Source organism: Amycolatopsis sp. NPDC051758 (assembly GCF_044453095.1).
GTDB lineage: Bacteria > Actinomycetota > Actinomycetes > Mycobacteriales > Pseudonocardiaceae > Amycolatopsis.
Window position 1 is genome coordinate 1 of the sequence record NZ_JBITCJ010000015.1, and the last position, 15,837, is coordinate 15,837.

A 15,837-nucleotide genomic window follows, 5' to 3' on the forward strand; every position below is an offset into this window, starting at 1 on the left:
TGGCCGCCGAGTACGACACCGAGGGGAACTACATCTACCCCGAGGGCTTCGACCCGGACACCCAGGAGTGGCAGGAAGGCTTCGACAAGCAGCGTCAGGGGTGGGAGGAGCGATACGCCGCAGCTCGGGCCCGCTTTGACGCTCACATGCGACAGGCCAGGAAGACAGCAGAACTTGACGGTGAGGCAGCTCGGGCCGAGTCGGGTTCCGGGCAGCCGCAGCGAAGTGACGGCAGCACGCCGATCGCGCAGGAAGAGCTCGATGCGCTTCGCAAGCGATGGTCCGGCGACGAGTGATTTCGCAGAGCGCTGAGGTGCGCAATGGCTGCCCGGACTATCGCATCGGACTGATCCTTTGCCAGCGTGAAGGCCCTCGTTACCGGTCTTCGGATCGGGTGAGCATTTCGGCAAGTGCAGGCGCCGGTATTGGGCGAACCGGGCTGCCCGCGGTCCAGTCGAACACCTGTGCTGGCCGGCGGCATTGTCGTTTAGGTGACGGAGAGGACCAATTGGGTGTCGGTAATCTGGTGGGTGGCAGCGGTCCCGGTTTGGCTGCGTCGCTGGTGGATCCGTCAGGTCGGGCTGCTGGTTGAGATTCGGTAGCCGTCATTTCGGCGCCCCTGTTGAGGTGTTTCGGCCGCCTTGACGCTGTTGTTGCCTTCAAGCTGTTTTCCGGACAGCCTTGGTCATCGGTTAAACTTGGGCTCCAAGCTTCTGAAGTACGCCACCATCTGCGGATCTTCCTTGAATTCTTCCTCGAGGCGTTGCGCTACGGCGCGGTGGCGCATCGGTATTTCTTTCTGTGAAGCAACACGAATTTCCGGTGGCACATCTTTATTTGTTGCGACCATTGCAAGTAGGTCGCGAGCCAATACGTGATCGGTTTTGGCAAGCTGAGCGAGTGAGCGAATCTGAATACGGCTCGGTGACAGGTAAGCGACGATGTGGTGCAAAGCAGGCGCACCTGTAGTGGGGTTGTGTCGGTGGAGTTCTATCGCGACGTCGAATCGGACATTTCTGTCGATCGCATGAGAGCGAACCAGCGTGTCCATCGATTTCTCCCCAAGTGCGGGATCGAGTTTGACGAAGGTTAGACACGCTTGATACAGCAAGCGAGGTGAACTCTGATGCAGGCGAATGTTTTCGAAGGCTTTCGCTCCCGATTCTTTTCGCAAGTGGAATGACTCTTGTGCCGCCCGGATAGCCAAATATTCATTCTCAAAGCGAACTCCGGCCAGGTCTGCCAGCACGTCCGCTGCTTCGTCGGCTCTTTTCACTGCGGCAGCCAGTGCCAAATCGACGCGCGCGTCGCCGAGCGCGGCGATGGCGGCGAGTTTCAGCTGTAATGCCGGACCCGCAAGTTCGTCCAACTTGCCGAATCGCAACGCTGCCTGAGCGCGATCGACGGGCGCGGCTGTTGCGGAGGACGCGATTGCAGCGAACGCGCCGCTCGCACCGGGACGTTCGTGCTGCTCGAGGTATTCGGCGGCCGAGTTTCTCGTCGCCGAGTCGATTCCGTCGTCGTAGCTGATGGCGAGGATGCGTGCTTCCGCTTCGTTCTCGTCGAACCGGTTCGCGGCGATCGCTGCGTCGAGCCGAATCCGGCCACCAGCTTTCGTAACCTGGCTCAGTTCGATCAGAGCGACTGCTCTCAGTTCACCCCGCAGCATCCGGCCAGCCCCGAGGCGGGTCTCCGCGGCAGCGTGGGGATCACGCGCGATCTGGAACACCAACTCTTGCGCTCGTACAGGATTGGCTTCGTCAAGTGCCATTGCAGCTTCTGTACGCCAGTCTTCTAAGCCGCGCGTCAGCGCTAACCTTTCCAGCGCGGCTCGGCCACGCCGTTGATGATTGCGGTAGAGGAGCTTTGCGGCGCGAAGCCGTTCGGGCCCGTCCGGTCCTGGCTCGATGGTCAACTGTTCAAGCACGTGCAGCCCGACCGGGCGGTCGCTTTCGAGAAGGATTCGGGCTGCCTCGATGCGTCGCTGAAAACCGTAGCAGTCTCGTTCGGCGACCAACCGCATCTGCGTCGCGGCGTCGGCCGGCGAGACCAGGGCCAGCGACTCGGCAGCGGAGCGCCATACGCCGAAAGAGACTCCTTCGTTGACCACCCAGCCGATCAACACCTGTATGAGCCTAGCTGCGACACGTTCGGGCAGCACGATATGCTGCCGGACGAGGTCGACAAGGAATGTGTAGGTCCGCTCGCAATATCTACGCTTGAGCAGTCGTGACAGCATCCTTGTCACGTCTCCCTTGCTAGACCACAAAGCCACGAGGAAAATCTTGACCTCGTGACCGTCGGTACGTCCGTCCTCGTGCCAATCCTGTGGTCGCAGGAAACGCATGGCGGCTCGTGAGCGAGGATCGTTGTGCCGCTCGACCACGTAGGACGCCGCCAGGAACTCGGTGATCGTCTGGTGTACGAAACCGAACTCACCCCGACCATGCTGGTCGAGCAAGCCGCAGCTGCGCAGCACCGCGTCGATGACGTCTGACCAGCCTACGGCAGTCATGCCTGGCGGCGGTGGGGCGGCCTTGGCGAACTCGCGCGCTGGATCGGCTCTGCCCGAGACTCCGGCGTGATCGAAGACCATACGATACTCGGCAAATGCCACCGATTGCAGTAGGGGGCGTGTACGCCGCCACAGATCCTCTGCGGAAGCAACCGCGGATGGGCCACCGCTGCGTGCCGTCCAGTGCGCAAGGCGCTCGTGGACCGACTCCATTTCTCGCTTGCCGAGCAGGAGATTTACGAACCGGTCATACAGCTCGGCCCGGTTGGTCGGGAGCGGCTGATCCCGGTCCGCGGCGAACAGCCGGCACATCATGGTGGCGATGAGGGGGTTGGTGGCGAGGTCGCCGATTCTGGCATCCGTGACCCTCGTCTCGAACTGGATAGCTGCCATATCCGGATCGGGCAGGCATAGTAATCGAAACCATTTCTCCGCGAATTTCTGGAGTTGGTCACGGCCGAAAGGTTCGATAGTGAACGTCGGGAATAAGTCCGAAGTGACCTTCGTCATCACGTGCTCAGGCAAGGGACGGGTGGTCACGAAGAATCGCATTCTGCCCTCCTGTCGGAAGTGTGCGACGTTGGCCAGCGCCAACCCACGACTCGAAGGATCCAGTATTTCATCCACGCCATCGACGAGTACCAGCCACTTCGCTCCGGGTAGTGGCTCGGTCTTGAACAGTTCGATCAGTGCCGCCTGATCGAGGTCGATGTACAGGGTTTGGGTCACGGCTTTCGAAAGGAATTCTGGGAGGCTCCCGCCGTGCTTGGCGAGCACCGCGGCGGGAACGAAGACAGGTACGAGGTTTCCGGTACCGGTCTCGTGGACTGTACGCGCGAGCTCGCCGGTGAGTCGTCTCAGAAGACTCGACTTCCCGGCCCCCGGGCCACCGACGATCTGGCCGCCGCGGTAGGTGGAGACCAGTGTCTCGGCGGCGACGCGTTCGGTCTCGGTTACGTGCGGCCCGCTGTCGCGGTTGACCTGCTGTGACAGATATACGCTCGATAAGTCGACTTCTGCCAGGGTAGCGTCCACGTTGAGTAGGTGGCCGTACGGGTGGGGGATGTCGGACCGGCAAGCGGCTACCAAGTAGCGGTGCAGCCGATGCTTCGAATTGTAGGTCGCCACCGAGTCGAGCCGAGTGTTGTTCGCCTGCGACATCTCCTGTGATGATTCCTGGGCGGATATCGCGATCGGTTTTGTTTCTGCTGCCTCAACTAGTCTCTTGAATTCGTCGTCGGCCAAGAGCGAGCTGATCCGGACTGCGCCCAGGGCAGAGTTCCGGTAGTTGTCCTTCTCGTCGCGCACAATCCCGAGTAGTTGCCCAGTCAGCGTCAGCACCGGTCCTCCGGACAGACCGCTCCAGGCGGAAATTCTTCGGCCGGACCGGTCCACCCGATCTCGCGGCGAGCTGTTGTCCAAATGCAGCTCATAACTGCCTGTCTGCCAGCCAGTGGTGTTCGACACTTTCCATTCAAGCTCCAGAAGTCGGCGCTCTTCGCCGGCTTTTCCCACCCACGGATAGCCCAGAGTGAGGCAACGAGCGAGTCCAGGGCCGGTCAGCACCGCCCAGGAAAAACGTGTGTCCAGTCCCTGCCAAGGATCGCTTGCGACCGACACCAGCGCCGCGTCGAACTTGTCTGAGGTCCAAAGTACTGTTCCGATGAACTCATCGCCTGCCTCGGGCCGGACCAGGCAGGTGGTCCGAAGCTTGCCTACGACGTGACGAGACGTTAGTACGAGGCCATCGGCGAGTGCGTAGCCCGAGCCCCATTGCACGCCACGGAGTAGAACTGCACGACGGGCATATTGTTCCAACCGTGTGAAGTCCTCTCCTGTCGTCCCGGAAATCATGTCACTCGTCATCGCCGATCAGTGTTTCCCCGCCGACAGGCGCTGTGGTGTCCTGCGGCTTGAGCACAAGTTTCAGCCGGTGGCGTGCGCTCGCTTCGAACTCCTTGGCTCCGCCGAACGACACGACCTTCCACAGGCTCACCTTGCCGTCGGCCTTCCTGGTCGCTTTAACGGCGAGTTCGAGTTCCAGCTCGATCGATTCAGGGATGAACTTGACGCGCTGGTCTACGCCAGCGTCCAGCGCCTCGGTCAGTTCGGCGCGTAGCAGTTCGATCGCGGTCGACAAGGCGACCCCGTCTTGATCGAGAAGGACCTGCCCGCTGTCGTCCGAGTCCGTCACTGCGTGCCTCTCCTGTCTGCCTTGCCTCGGCGGCAAGGCTCCGACGGTAACGTCTACTGGTAGGTACGTGGCGTTACTGAACTTGATAACGATGCTCTCGAAGGGAACTTTGGTCGACGTACCTCACACGGTCAAGGACTGTCAGGGCCAGTACCGACGTGATCCACCGGCTGTACGACTTCGCCAATTGGCTGGGTGCGAATCCTGCACCGGCTAGACAATGACCTTCATTTTCGTCTGTTTGACGTGGCGGTAGGTCGCAGCGGGCGACGGCTTGACCTGCGGTTCGACCTCGGATGGGCAAGGGGTGCGTCGGCATTTCTGCGGGTGAACAATGCAAGTGTCCGGGGATCTGGCGGGCGCAGGTGCCTGGTCATCTCCTGTGCAGCATCTTCGGGCGACAATAGGTGGAGCGACGACCACGTGGTTCGCGGATGTGGTGGCGGAGAGGTCAAGGCGCACGAGACGGACGGTGGCCAAGGCGGTACTGCCGGACACAGTCACGTTTGAGCGGACGCTGACGAGCGCGGTGGGCCTCTGGCGACCTCGCTCGCTCGTCGATGGGCCGACAGCCGGTCTGGTGCGGTCGCCGGGCGGCGCTACCGCCGTCAGGATCTGGTTGGCGCTTGGGTTGCCTTGCAGGTCCTGTCGGGTGGTATCGAGCCTGGGCGTGTCATTGCAGAGGGTTCGAGAGCCTGACCTGCGAGAGTCCAGTGCCTGCATAGGTGCAGGTCAAGTCTTGGCAGGAGGCGCGTCGGCGAGTTCCGGGTCGCGGAGGTCGCGCGGTTCGAGGTTGAGGCGTGGCTGCAGCGCCTGCTTCATTTCCCCGGCCGATGCCGCCGAGTCCGCGGTCGTGGTTGTCGAACGCGCTGTCGATGGATACCCCGCACGATTGCGAGCGGTGCCCGGCCGACGATGATGGCTGGGCCGCCGGCGATCGAGCGTCCAGGTGTCGTCGCCCAGACCTTGGGACGTCACCTGCTGTATGGCGCCAGTCCTTCGTTTCCGGCGACGACCAGGGAATCGACTAGCATCTGCCACTCGTCTAGATGAGCGAGTTCCTCTGCCGTGCCGCGAATCTCTTTGAGCCAGTCGTTCGACGTCCACGACTGTTTGACTGTGACATGGTCATCTTGGATGCACAGGCCGGACACCCAGCGCTGGCCGCGAGTGACCTGCACCTCCAACGGGAGCTTCCGCAGGATGCCGATGAGCGCGTCGACGCATCTGGACTCTCCGAGAGCAGCGGGTAACCAGTCGTCGATCAGCTCGATGAGGTCCTCGGCGCGGACCCAGTCGATGGGTGCGCCGATGACTTCGTTGTGCAGGCCTTGCGCCCACGGCAGTGGGTCCGGCAGAAGGGCAGCGGCCACCCAGCCGCCCCAGTGGTGGTCCCGGTAGGGGCTCGGGTCGTCGCCTTGGTACTCGATGGCGCGGCGCAGTAACGATGGCCAGACACCGCGGGCTGCGTCAGCCAGGCGTTCGTTCTCTGCGCCGGCTGCCGCGAGACCGTGGAGGAAGTTCAACATCAGGCCTGCGTCCGCGCGAAGGACATCGAGGTGTTCGAGTACCGGCCTGACGTCACCTTTCTTGGCAAAGCCTTCGAGCAGGGCTCGTGCCGCGACGAGGGTGTGTGTCCCTCGGTCGTCCGATGTCCAGCCCTCCTCCTCTTGGGTGACCATGGCACGTCGCTCGACGTCGAGAAAGGTGGCAAGCAGCGCGGCTGCATCATCGGCGCAGCAGTGGTCCGAGGCCGCAGCTACGCCGAGTCCGCGAATGGCTGCGTCGAGCACGGCGACGTCGATGGAGTCCCCAGCAAGCTTCTGAAGACGTTCAGCGATGTCGCCGACGATCTTGACGTTTGGCCGTCCCTGGCCGTGCTGGTCCCACGGCCCGATTTCCGCGATACGAGCAGTCTCGACCAACCAAGCCAATGCTGTCCGGTGGAGGCAAGGGTCGCCGTGGCAGGGCGCCCTCCAGACGACATCGCATCCGCGCGCCAAATACAGCCGCGTCTCCAAGGACGCATTGCCTGCCATCGCAAGACCGGCCTTGGCAACGTCATCGATCGAGCTTCCTGCAGCCTCCAGGAGTGCAGTCATCGCAGGTGTGATGAATGCCGGCAGGGCTTGAGCCACGGCTCGGTCTGCGCCCAAGTCGAAGAACTGATCGTCATGGCGTTGGTTCTCGGAATCCTGGAACGACGACGCAACCTCGAGAACGAGCTTGGTCGCGAAGTTGCCCTCGTCACCCAGAGCTTCCATGTCGCCGGCCGCGGCTCGTTCGACCGCTGCGCGGACGACGTGGGCCACCGCATCCACATGCCGGGTCGGCATCACGTCTTCATCAGAGTCGAGTATCAACCGACCGGTGGTCAGGTCTGCGGCGATCTCCTCCGAGGAAGGGGGCCTGTAGTCGGGGTAGTGTTTGGCTGAGCCCCAGTATCGATTCTGCAGTCGCAGGATGGTCTGCATGATCTCCTGGTACGCCGCGTGTGTCTCTTGCGCGGCCTGGACCTCAGGTGGCGGAACGACTTCAAGGTAGTACCCGTTGCCGTGCTGCGTGATCCGGTACAGGTCGGAGTCCAGGCTGGCGGCCCAGTTCTTCGTGAGGTCTTGGCTGATGCCGATTCGGTCGCCGTTCTTGACGAGCTGTGTGGCGACCGTCTTCAGTGCCTCGGTGCGTGCCTCCCCGCCGTGAATCATCAGCTGCGCGGCCACCTCACGTGGTGTCCACCGCCGACGTTCCAGGTTCGTGAGACCTTCAGTTGGTGCGCGCAGCCCGGAGTACTCACCCGCCTGCCGGGCGAACTCCAGTTCCCAGACGGCCGGCTCGGCGAGGAACGCGTCGAGTTCGGTGTCGAGGTTCTCCAAGTGGCGCACCAGCAGGCCGAACAGCATCCCTGGGATCGCCAGGTTCTCGCATCCGTCCAAGAGTATCTCGACGACCTTCTTCGGCGGCATCCCTCGGTGCAACCAATCGTCAGCGAGGCGTTCCATCGCTTGCAGTGCGCTCATTGCCGGGTACGGTCCGCCCGATGCGCCCCGGTACCAACTCCATACGTGGCTGTTGCCCACGTACAAACGAGCGATGCCATCGAGGTTCAGGACTGCGCCTCGGGCTTTACCGTCTTGTTCTGCGCCTTCGGTTTCGACATCCGAATTTTCGTCGAGATCGGCGATCGGCCGAGCGAAGATGCCGGGAGGATTGAGCCGCGACAGCCTTTCAACTCGCGCCCGTGCACCGGTGTTCAAGATGTTGTTCAGCACCCGCAACGACGTTCGCAACGGTGCGGTATGGAACAGCTGCCAGAACCCACCGAAGTAGTACTGAAAGTACGGTGGTCCAACACGGGTCCAGCGACCTTGATGCCTTCGGACGCCTTCATCGCGGTACCCGCCGCGCCCGTCATCGATGTAATAGGCCTCCATCAACGTCGCCAACAGCTCTGGGCTCTTCTGCGACAAGGCCCGAGCACTGAAGGGTGAATCGGCAGCTGGGGCCAAGAACGCCGGCGCGTCATCGGCGATGGTCAGCAGGCAGGATTCGGTGGCGTCGTCGATGTCCGGTCCGAGCAGCGCTAGGGTTTCGACGAACTCTTTCCTGGTGAGGTGGTAGTCCAGCTTGCGTGGACGTCGGCGCCGCTCGGACACCGAGCTGGGCAGGGCATCATCGCTGGTGTCGCGCGGAGGATTCGACTCCCAGTAGTTGAGGAGGCGGCTCCGGAGTTTGACGCGCAGCTCGTTTCCTGCAGGTACGCGTGCCAAGGACAGTGCCTGTAACCAGTCCGCGAGCAGCTCGAACGACTCCTCCGACACGTCCCACGGCTTCTCGTTGTCGAGGAGAATCCGCACAACGGGGGCCGAGGTGACAGGGTCGACCAGCGCGTTGACCCTGTACCTCTGCTGAACCACCCGCACCACGTCACCGAGCACCAAGCCATCAGACTCATCCTTGAACGCGGCCGCTAGGCACTCGTACGCGAACGGCGTCTCGAGAACGGCCTCAACCGGAACGTCAGCCCAACGGGCTCCGTGCGCTGCCGCGAACGGTGTGAACTGCGAGAGCAGCAGCACGAACACCCGTGCGGGTTGGGCGCCGGGTGCTCTCAGCAGTCCCTTGCACGCGAGCGTGGCGGCTGAGAGCGCCCACCGGGGCACGCCAGCTGCTTCCAGCACCTCGGTCGGGTTTTGCCCGCGGACCAGAAGGATGGCGGTCGCATACCGCCGGACTTCGTCGTGCGCGAACTGCGGCTGATCCTGATACGGGCTCGCCGGCGCGAGCAGATGGTCCCGGCGCAACGCGTCGACCGCTGCGGCATCGATGCCGGCGGCAGGTCGTTGATCCGCAGGTAGTCCTATCGTCGAAGCGGCCACCGCGAGCAAGGTCTGCTCCCGAGCCTCTGCCGAGCCACCGCCGGGGCGTCCGTCGCCTCGAACAACCCTGCTCCACACCAACTGCAGGCAGTCCCACTCACCCAGGGAGCTATCGGGCTCCAACCCGGTCCGGGCCAGCAGGTCCAGCACAACGGGCCGTCGTAACAGGGAGTTAGCAGCCAGGTCCCGCAAGACCGCACGCAGAAGCGGGAAGTGGTCCGAGACGACCGAGATGTCCTCGTCTCCCAGCGGCTTCATCTCGAAAGATGAAACGGTCTTCCCAAAGCCGAGCTCCAGCTGCTCCCGCACGAAGCCGGATGCCAGGTCAGACGTGACCGCGACGACCCCGACGCCCGCGGCAGCCGCGGCCAGCACCAGGTCACTCAACAGCTCAGCGGACCGCTCCAGTGCGGCATCAGCGGCGTCGACAACCAAGACCCGCCTTGGTGCCGAAAGCTCGGCGAGCACGTCCTCCATCGACATCCCGAGCGCGGCGCGAAGCTCCAGACTCGACTGCGGCAGGCCGCGGAAGTTCACCACCACCGCCTCGAACCCCGCAGGGTCCGCTGCTTCCAGCTCGGCGATGGCCGACAACGTCGACGCGCTCTTACCGATGCCGGACTCACCGGATATCAGCAGAGCCGACCCTGGGGCACCCGCTTCGAGCAGGGCTCCAACGAGCTGTTCGCGACGGTCGGCGAACGCGACCTTGACCGGCCCACCGGACGACTCATCACCGATGGCGGTCCGCACACCGGCAACGGCCAGCTTCCGGTGGTCGGCGATCACCATCCAGGCGTGCCTGCTTCGTGTCTTGGCTGTGTTTAAGAGGCTGTGAAGGTCGCGGCGTAGGAGATTGAGGTCCACCACGGCGCCGGTCGCGTCGTAGCGAGTTGCCTCGACCTCGAGCCGATCCCGGACCGTGATCCCATCGACTTGCGCCGAGACGACACTGTCCAGCGATGTCGCCACCGCTGTGCGGTCACTCGCATCCGGGCTTTGGACCGCGAACCCCCAGATATGTAGCCGCCCGAGGAGCCGCCACGCCAGCTCGAGAACTTCCTCAGGAGAGGTGTCGTCTTCGACAGCTTTCTTGACCATCTGCTGGAACTGGCCAAGCCGCTCACGCACTGGCTTGGACCAGCGGCGATCTACGTCCATCGACGCCTGGAACGATTCCTGGTCACTATGAGCTCGGGCGATATCGCATACCGTAGCCAGTTGCTCCCATTGATTGGACCAGCCCGCGGCCGCGACCATCACCTGATGGGAATTAGAGTCGATCCGCTGGACCTCGGAGAGCAGCGACCCGACGAGCTTCACCGTCTCCTCATCGCTCTGGACGAAGTTAGGCGTTGCCCGGCAGGCCACGGCGAGCGTTACTTCGGCTGCCTCGTCACCGCACTCGACAAGAAGGTCATCGACTGGGTGCGCAGGACCGGTCTGAAACGACACCCTTCGCACCGGCAGCTCGGAGGCCTCGGGTCGCCGGTTCCCGGTCAACATGCTGGCCAGGTAGATCGTCGCGACGCGATGCGCGAACGAGACCCCTCCGCCGCCGGTCGCGTAGGTGCTCGAACCCCGCTCAGACTTACCAGCAGGCTCAGCGCCGGCGTTCTGGGGAGCATCCGGCGCAGGTTCTTTCCCTTCCTCGGACTCGTTGGCTCGGTCCGTGGCATCGGGCTCGTTCATGTGCTCCTCGTAATGACATCCTGCTTACACCGTGGAATCGGGATCACGTCGTGTCATCGCCACTTCCTCTTGTCGAGAAAGCGAGCCCACGAGCCGGCCCCCAGTTCCCGCACGCGACCACACCCCACCCTGGCCACATCGGTCGAAGACTGGTCGGCTGCAGGCATCTGCGGCACCATAGCCAGCAGCGGCTGTGCAGGAGGAGACTTACGGTCCGGCCAGTCGAACACATCGCCGTCGCACAGCTCGCCGGCCCAGTCGTCCGTGACGCACTTCCGTGGTATCGGCCTTCCGGACGTCGGCCAATCGCCCGCCAGATCTCCCAGGTGAGCGGGCGCTTTGTCGTCTGCGCTCAGCCGCCAAGTGCCGCCTGATACTCCTTCGCCTGATCTGGGGTCAGGAACCTCGACACCCGCACCAGCACACCGCCCTTCACGTAGTCGTACTCGCCGACCGCGGGCATCCCCTTCGCGATCGACTGGATGAAGTCCATCCGCGCCTTCGCTCCAGCCTCGTCCACGTACACCTCCACGGAGCCGCCGCGCTCGACCGCGTCCTCCTTCGTGTACTCGACGTCGTCGGGCTTGACGCGCGAGTCCGAGAACGCCGTCTTCGACGTGTAGCCGTTCGGCCGGCCGAGCAGGTGGTTCGGGTCGTCCTCCGCGGTGTAGGTCTTGAACAGCTTCACCGTGGGGATCTTCTCGGTGAGCGTCTTCGTGACGTCGTCGGTGGACTTCGGGCCGGTGGCGGCCTCGGCTGGGGCGACGACGCCGGCGGACTCGGTCGCCGTGGGTGTGCCGCCTGAGCTGCTGCACGCGGCTAACGAGAGTGCGGCCGCCGAGACGCCAACGGCGGAAACGATACGGCGGATGATCACGAACCCCTCCAACGTGATGATGGTCAACGCCGGTATGTCTCGCTGGGGAGATCTTGTGTTACGGCCAGCAATGAATTTGTTACCGTGGTGCTTAGGTACCGCGGGCCAACCGCGCCATGATTCGCTGGCTTGTGAGTGATCAGAGTCGAGCAGCCGTAGGGGCCTGTCCGGTTCGCGCGAAGGTGGCGGAGTCTGGGGTCGGCGACTCGACGATCCGCCACCTTCAAGCGGAGCCGACAGGCGAGTTGGATGCCCACGGGACCCGAACGGAATGGCTGGCCCAGCCGAAAGGCGGGGTCATGCGGACGTACGAACCTTGGTAGCCGATTGAGTAGAGGATCGACAGGGTGAGGTAGCGCCTCGCGAGGAACCATGTCTCCCGGACCAGCCCGTCGAACTGGTACACCTCGTCGTGGGGGGACTTCGGGTGGGTCAAGCGATTCCGGACTTCGACTACTGCAGTGGGCCCATCGGGAATGGCGGCGTTGGCGACAAACGCTTGCAGCGCGGGAAAGGTCGTCGCATCAAGGTCGTGTGGGATGTCAGCCAACGTGAGAACTTCTCGCAAGCGTTCCGCGCCGCTCATTTTCTTGTACTTCGTGTGGGAGAGGCGACTGTCCAGCACGAGGATTGACCACTCAAGGTTCTCCAGGGCGGAGAATGTGGCTGACATCCGCTGTTCTACGAAGCCGGACTGGACAGCGAGCACGGCGTTGATCATCTGGTACCGCAGGATGTCCGGCATCCCCAGCGTGGCCAGTCGGGGCAGGGCACAAGACAGCAGGCGGACGAGGTCGTCGGTGTGGCTCCTGTGCAGCCAACCGAAGCCGACCGACATCGCGGGGTCGCAGAGTGGGGTCGTCCACTCCTCCCAGACCACCTCCCCGTCGGCGTCGTAGCCGACGGGGAGGATCGGTGCGATCCACCGTCCAAATGCGAAGGACACGCACACCCGGAGCCCCTCAAGCAGGCGCTTGGCGGCTTCCACGTCGAACACGGCGTCGTCGGTTCGACGCACCTCCATGACGTGGGTCAGCACGTACGACGATTGGTCCGCGGCACGGGCCATCACCTTGTCATGGTCCTGCCGTCGGTCGACGGTGATGCGCCACCCATCCACCTCGAACCGCCACCTGCCGTTCCAGGTCGCCTTCTCCGTGGCGATCCTGCCGGCGGCGAAGATGTTGGGCAGATTTACCCAGTGCGCGACCACATGGTGGGCCTGGGTGTTCGGAGCCGCGAACTCCATGTAGTTGAGGACGCCGTGGTCTCGGCCCACACGATGCCCGTCCACCGACGCCTCAACCCCGTGCCGCTGGAGCTGAAATGAGATACCAGTGGCTTCAGGTGTCGCTGGCGTCGAGTCTGGGAAACCCGTCCAACGCAGGTTCGGCTGGCCGACGAACGTCAACTCCACTCTCCCGGCCGATCCGCCCTCGCCCCCGTCGTGCAGGATCACCGATTCGCCGACGCTGGCAAACTCATACGCTGGCGTCAACGGCTCCTCGACATCCTCGCAGTCGAGCAAGGCGCGCCACTTGTCAAGCACCAGAATCAACTCCTACTGCGACAACCCGAAATGAAGAACACGTCAGGATACATGGCGTCCGCCTTTAGTCGCTATGAATTTTGCAGAAGAGTCGGGCTTGTTGGTGCTTGTTGGGCCTCAGAACTGGGCCGGAAGCGGCCCTCCTGCTGGGTGGGCGAGCGAAAGCGGAAGCCGGGTGGCGTGACGGTGGACACGAACCAGCACATCGTGAGGTGGCTTCCGACGGGGCTGCGGGACGCGGCACCCGAGGATGAACAGCTGGCTCCGTCGCTGGCTGATCAGCTCGCGATCTGGACCGATCCCCGGCTTATGGCCGAAGCCGCCGGTAGTGGGCCCGTCGCGACGAAGGACGGGCAGCCTCAGTCAACTGTGGGTGGCTGTTCGGCTGGACGTCACCCGGCGAGCGTTGCTTGTAGTGGGTGCTCGAACGCAGGTCCTCGTCGAGATCCCTGTCGGCGCACCGCAGCGGCGCGGCCGCCATTTCATGATCAACTAATTGTCACCTGGCGCAACTTGACGTCGGCAGTTGTAACGACGAGGTCTTAGCTTCGGCCTGGCTGTGACCGGGGGCTTCGACGTCCTCCCGGAGGAGCTGCTCTGTGTCCAGGAGGGTGTACGTGTTGCCCTCGATCTTCGACGACTTCCAGCTCCGCTCGATGACGAATCGTTCAAGCTCACGCTGGGCCGCGTCGACGTCAGCGGTCCGCCGAGTTCGGAAGCTGTCGTGAACTTCGTGAGCGAATTCTAGGTCAGTGGCACTGAAGATCCCGCGGACTGCGGTGACGAGACCCTGGTTGATGTGGACGAAGCGCGCTTCGCGCTGGTCGGGTTCCAGGGCGAGGTAGCTCTCAGTATCCCACAATGCCAGTCGGCGAGCCTGTTCGGTGGCGGCGTAGTTCGTTGCCCGGTCGGAACCCTTGACGACAACGTCGCCTTGATCGGTCAGTCGGCCCAGCTCTCGGATAGTGTTGACGCGCGTCTCGCCGATAGCCGTCTCGATGGCAGCCCGCGCCATCCATGTTTCGGTGACGAGGACTTTGAGGATCTCTTGAGCTCGGGCGTCGGCGGATCATTCATGTCTAATTGTCGTAATAAATTGTGACGATAATTCAATTGATTGAGACGAAAGTCTCTCCTGCAGGGTCACCTCGCCAAATGTGCGTTACTCGTGTCACCAGTTGTGTGGCGCCGAGCAAACAGTCCGGCATCGGCGCCGTCAAGAGTGTCTCGGCCCGCTCCGTGCGCGCGGAGCGGGCGAGGCAGCGGCCGCGGGAGCTCGCGGTCGAGGCGATGCCAGCTGTGCACACTCGTTGTACGCCGCTTTGTCGGTGTCAACTTGTACCCTCAGAGTTCTGCACCGCGTTGGGAGGGTGTCGTGGGCTGGTTCGGTCGTGCGATGGGCAGGTTCGTCCATAAGGACCTATCGGTCGAGCCTGATTTCGACTATTACCTGACGCGGGCGGAGCGGAAGCCGCTGCCGCGGGCGCGGAGTGCTGTTCCGCTCGCATCGAGGGCGTTGGCTGTGGGGATCGTGGCTGTGCTCAGCTGTGTGCTGTTGATTGCTTTCGTCCTCAAGGTCGAACTGACACTGATTACCTCGATACCTGTGAGTGTGGTGTGCGCCTTAGCTGCACTGCTGGTTCCATGGCTTCGGCCGGGGTACCGGTGGCGTTATCACTACGCGGAAACCCTCATGCCCGGAATGTGGGTGGCCGTGAATATGGGGGACGTGGTTAATGATCAAGAGCGAGTTGTTGGCAGCGTCCACCTGACGCAGATTCTCGCGACGTTCGAGCACCGCGGGAAGGAGTTCGGTTGGATCGTCGGTCTGCATACGGGCCAGCAGTGGGTCTTCAAGCCGGACTCGGAAGTTCCGGTGTTCGAACTTGTCGACGCGTTCGCCTGGGCTCGAGTGCCGAGGCCGGTCGAGTGGCAGTTCGAAGAGCTTGAGTTGCCGGTCGTTGGAGTCTTGGAAGCTCTGTCTGAGGCTGGCGCGATGGACGTCGACGACCTGGTGGTCGACCTGGCCAACGGTGTCTGGTCGGAAGAGACCGCCCGGCGGGCGGTTCAAGCTGCTTGGCGACTCGGGATGGTCGATTCAGATGCGCGAGGTACGCAAGCGGCCCTGACGGCTGCTGGCGAGGTGTGGCTCTGCGCCTGGTCGAGGGAGCGAGGTGTCGAGTTGGTGGCAGATGCGAAGGAGCAACCCCACGTGAACATCAACAACGACGGCATCCTGCAGTTTGGAAACTACAATCAGGCGGCGCAGGCGCGAGACCACAGCACGGCCACGAACGTCCAGCGGCACCAAGGTCTGTCGGCGCATGAGCTGGGAGCTTTGCAGCAGTTGCTCGGAGTGCTGGCTCGGCCGGCTGTCCACGCTCAGCTTGACGGTGACGCACGCGAGGTAGTGGGTGACGAAGTCGCTGCCATTGCCGACGTCGTTGAGGGTCGAGCGCCGTTGACGAGTCCGGTACGTAAGTCGATCAAAACAGTCCTTGGCATAGCCGGCCAGCTGATCATCGGCGCAGCTGGCAATGGACTCTATGAGGCGCTTAAGCAGATGGTGCAGTGATGCAGCGACGGACCACTGGGCTGCGTACTGACGTTGTATATCGTGTGCAACATTCCGTA

At 63.1% G+C, this 15,837-nt stretch carries 7 protein-coding genes and 1 pseudogene; 2 read left to right on the forward strand and 6 right to left on the reverse strand.

Annotation, left to right across the window (positions count from 1 at the left end; all coding sequences use genetic code 11):
* Positions 1-296: pseudogene (rpsA, locus tag ACIA5G_RS46085) on the forward strand (30S ribosomal protein S1); the annotation flags it as partial.
* A 389-nt stretch (positions 297-685) separates the two neighbouring features.
* Here rpsA and ACIA5G_RS46090 read toward each other — a convergent pair.
* From ACIA5G_RS46090 to ACIA5G_RS46115, 6 genes are all read right to left on the reverse strand, one after another.
* Positions 686-4,381: a trypsin-like peptidase domain-containing protein gene (locus ACIA5G_RS46090; protein WP_395935463.1), complete on the reverse strand. Its 3,696-nt coding sequence runs from the start codon at positions 4,379-4,381 to the stop codon at positions 686-688.
* Positions 4,371-4,709: a trypco2 family protein gene (locus ACIA5G_RS46095; protein ID WP_395935465.1), complete on the reverse strand. Its 339-nt coding sequence runs from the start codon at positions 4,707-4,709 to the stop codon at positions 4,371-4,373. The genes ACIA5G_RS46090 and ACIA5G_RS46095 overlap by 11 nt, the downstream gene beginning before the upstream one ends.
* Before the next feature lie 974 nt (positions 4,710-5,683).
* The gene (locus ACIA5G_RS46100; protein WP_395935467.1) at positions 5,684-10,777 is read right to left on the reverse strand and encodes a hypothetical protein; all 5,094 of its coding nucleotides are present in this window, start codon (positions 10,775-10,777) and stop codon (positions 5,684-5,686) included.
* 352 nt (positions 10,778-11,129) lie between these two features.
* A complete protein-coding gene (locus ACIA5G_RS46105) occupies positions 11,130-11,654 on the reverse strand; it encodes a hypothetical protein (protein ID WP_395935469.1) in 525 nt (174 codons plus the stop codon).
* 223 nt (positions 11,655-11,877) lie between these two features.
* Positions 11,878-13,203 (reverse strand): hypothetical protein, encoded by a 1,326-nt coding sequence (locus ACIA5G_RS46110; RefSeq protein WP_395935471.1) that lies wholly within the window; start codon positions 13,201-13,203, stop codon positions 11,878-11,880.
* A 499-nt stretch (positions 13,204-13,702) separates the two neighbouring features.
* Positions 13,703-14,218 carry a hypothetical protein gene (locus ACIA5G_RS46115; protein WP_395935473.1) on the reverse strand — a complete coding sequence of 172 codons (516 nt, stop codon included), beginning with the start codon at positions 14,216-14,218 and terminating at the stop codon, positions 13,703-13,705.
* 360 nt (positions 14,219-14,578) lie between these two features.
* Here ACIA5G_RS46115 and ACIA5G_RS46120 point away from each other — a divergent pair, with 360 nt between their 5' ends.
* Positions 14,579-15,778, forward strand: a complete 1,200-nt coding sequence (locus ACIA5G_RS46120; protein ID WP_395935475.1) for a hypothetical protein — start codon at positions 14,579-14,581, stop codon at positions 15,776-15,778.
* Positions 15,779-15,837 lie beyond the last annotated feature (59 nt).

Excerpts from the sequence above, each read along its gene's own strand:
- ACIA5G_RS46100 (WP_395935467.1), bottom strand. The coding sequence starts at position 10,777 with ATGAACGAGCCCGATGCCACGGACCGAGCCAACGAGTCCGAGGAAGGG.
- ACIA5G_RS46115 (WP_395935473.1), bottom strand. The coding sequence starts at position 14,218 with ATGGCGCGGGCTGCCATCGAGACGGCTATCGGCGAGACGCGCGTCAAC.
- ACIA5G_RS46090 (WP_395935463.1), bottom strand. The coding sequence starts at position 4,381 with ATGACGAGTGACATGATTTCCGGGACGACAGGAGAGGACTTCACACGG.